3 protein-coding genes are annotated in these 2,555 nt (G+C 56.0%); 2 read left to right on the forward strand and 1 reads right to left on the reverse strand.

Annotated elements, in window-relative coordinates:
* A partial coding sequence (locus A1351_RS02960; RefSeq protein WP_198162200.1) for a helix-turn-helix transcriptional regulator occupies positions 1–213 on the reverse strand: 213 nt, incomplete at its 3' end.
* Between the two features lie 222 nt (positions 214–435).
* On the opposite strand from A1351_RS02960, the gene A1351_RS02965 reads away from it, so the two are divergent.
* Positions 436–1,014, forward strand: a complete 579-nt coding sequence (locus A1351_RS02965) for a hypothetical protein (RefSeq protein ID WP_157096063.1) — start codon at positions 436–438, stop codon at positions 1,012–1,014.
* Positions 1,015–1,594: 580 nt separating this feature from the next.
* On the forward strand, positions 1,595–2,555 hold a 961-nt coding region (locus A1351_RS02970), incomplete at its 3' end, for a hypothetical protein (protein WP_157096064.1).

Genomic DNA, 2,555 nt, shown 5'->3' on the forward strand with positions numbered 1-2,555 from the left:
TAGCCTCACACCCGGCCCCTCGCCATTCTCCTCGACGAAGATCACGCCCGCCGCTTCGAGGGCCGCGCGGATCGCAGCGACTGTGCGGGGTTTCAGTTCCTCTCCCGCCTCGAGACGAGAAACCGTCGCCGGCGCGACCTGCGCCAGTTCTGCTAGCTCCCGCACGCCAATTCCCAGGGCGACGCGCGCCATCTTGCATTGAACAGCTAGCATTTTTAGCACGTCGTTCTATTTTTGGGTTGACGTTATTAGAATTCGGCGCTAAAAAGAGAGCGTCGTGACAAAACCATTACCACGCCATCCGACGCCGGAAAATCTATTTCCGGCGTACGCCGACGCTTGCCTTTGACCAAAGCTCAGCAAAACTGCCGTCTTGCTGGACGATGAGAGGCCCTCGCTCATGCAGAGCCCCCTGCCTAATGAGGAACTCGGATCATGGCTGAACCCGAGATTACCACGCGTGCGCCTTCTTTCACCCGAAGGACTCTGTTGGTCGCGAGCGTCGGCGCTGCCGCGCCGGCGTCTTTCGGGGAAATCGCGCCTCTCGACACGTCACGTATAGAAGCGGCCGACGCGGCAATGTCCATGTGGACACAATGGAGGGTTGCCCAGGACGCCGCCGACGTGCTCTGCCAGAAGCAGCAAAGCTTGGAAACCCAATTGATGCAGTTGATTCGCGAGTCCTGCTCAATCGACAATACTGATTGCGCCGAGGCGGACCGCGCCGCTCAGGAAGAGGATGAGCGCGCCCGCTGGGCGGCCGCAGATTTGGCTGTCGGCTACTCCGAAGCGAAAAAAGAGGAGGAGCTAGCCGTGGATATAGCGAAAGAACTCGCCGATGCGCTGGCGGCCACGCCGGCGTCTTCCGTCGAAGGCGTGGCCGCCAAGCTCCATGCCGTGCTCCACGAGGGTGAATGGTGCGAGAACTGCCCCGAATTTCCCTGGCCGCAGGTCCGCTCGGCGCTGATCGACTTGATCCGAATCGGTCACCTCGACTCGTTTCCCGAATTTTGAAGCGGATTGCCTCAGTCACCTACAATTTTCGAGCCACTGCTTACGCAGTTCGAAATTGCGAATGACGCGTTCCTATGCTGACAAAATTCGGGTGATGGGTCAGTTTGAATTTCTGCTCCTGACCGATGCTGTTGAAAAACTCGAAAATTAGAGCACGCCAAAAAAAAGCGAGGCGAAATGCGAAATTTTGTAGAGTCGGCCTTTGACGACATCCCATTCAGGCTAGGAGAGTCACTCGTTCGATCGTCGCAGTGAAAGGTAGGGGCCCAGCCCCTTTCCCTGCCACCGCGCGAATTTCCGCAGGAATTTTTCAAGGGGACCCCGAAATTGGTTTTTCAACAGAATCGACCCAAGGCGGAAATTCGGAATAACCGGTAGCGGGGCGCAGGCCCGGCCTCGCCGGGCGCGTCCCGAATGCCTACGCGCTAGCTTTCGAGCGGGGCCCCCTTTAGGCTGCACATCCACGGGTAGCGCGAAGCCTCGGCAATGTTCAATTTGAGTTTCCTTATGCGTCGACCCTATCCGGTGTGCACATGATCCCTCGTGGCTACTGCGTCCCTGGACAGTTCGGGATTTCCACATGCGCTCGAAGAAACGGCAGAAGCATTACAAACGGCAAAAGGGGAGGAAGATTACTGCCAACAAACGAGCTGACACGATCCGAGGAGATTACGATGAGGCGTTCCAGAACTCCGTCTCAGCGGTAAGAGAGCACTTAATAAAATACGACTGTGACGATGTTTGCGTTTCTTTGAATATATCTGATATCTGGCTTCCAAATATCGGCTGCCAAGTAAAGCATATACTCGCTTTTGTGGTCGCGGCTGGGACGAGCAAGAATAGCTACTCCGGCGCAAGGAAACTTTCAACGTACGACGAGTTTGTCGCGTTTATCGAAGAACTCTACGCTCTTTTGCCCGATTTCCCGTCTCTTGAAGATTACGTGCCAGAACGAGATTGGGGCAGTGTCAAATTTTGCTGGGATGGGATTCAAGTCCCATTATTTTATGGCGCCAGCCTCGAACGGGTACCGGACTTCGTCGAAGCATACCGTCTCCTCTACGAAGGGAACGCCCCTGCGCTTATGGACATGAAGGCAGCGTTATTGCTGCAGGCCCACATAATAAACAGTGTCGACTCAAATTTGGTCGGCGATGCGGATAACGCCGCACCGGGCAAGCTAGTGGTTCCAAGCTCGGCGTTCTGGACGGCCTGCGGAGCTGCGATACGATCGACGGATGCGTCTCTTCGCGCCGCGGTGAGTGTCAGTATCGGATTGCAAAAGGAAATCGGCGCGGTATTGCCCCCGACGAAATTTGCTGCATTCGCTGATGCCGTGATGACGGGAAAGGCTCTACCGCTCATTTTATTGGAGGTAGATGGATATCGTTATCCCTGGTCGGCAAGGGCCGCGACTAGCGCAGTGATCGATCATTGGTCGCAACGAGCTAAGATGAGCGCTCCGGCCACTGCGGTGGCAAGGTTCGTTCAGGACCGGATCGATAACAGAAACTGCTTCGCTGGTCCTTTCGAGCTAAGAA

It is taken from the genome of Methylosinus sp. R-45379, assembly GCF_001644125.1.
GTDB lineage: Bacteria > Pseudomonadota > Alphaproteobacteria > Rhizobiales > Beijerinckiaceae > Methylosinus.

Coding starts and splice junctions, on each gene's coding strand:
- A1351_RS02965 (WP_157096063.1), top strand. CDS start 436: ATGGCTGAACCCGAGATTACCACGCGTGCGCCTTCTTTCACCCGAAGG.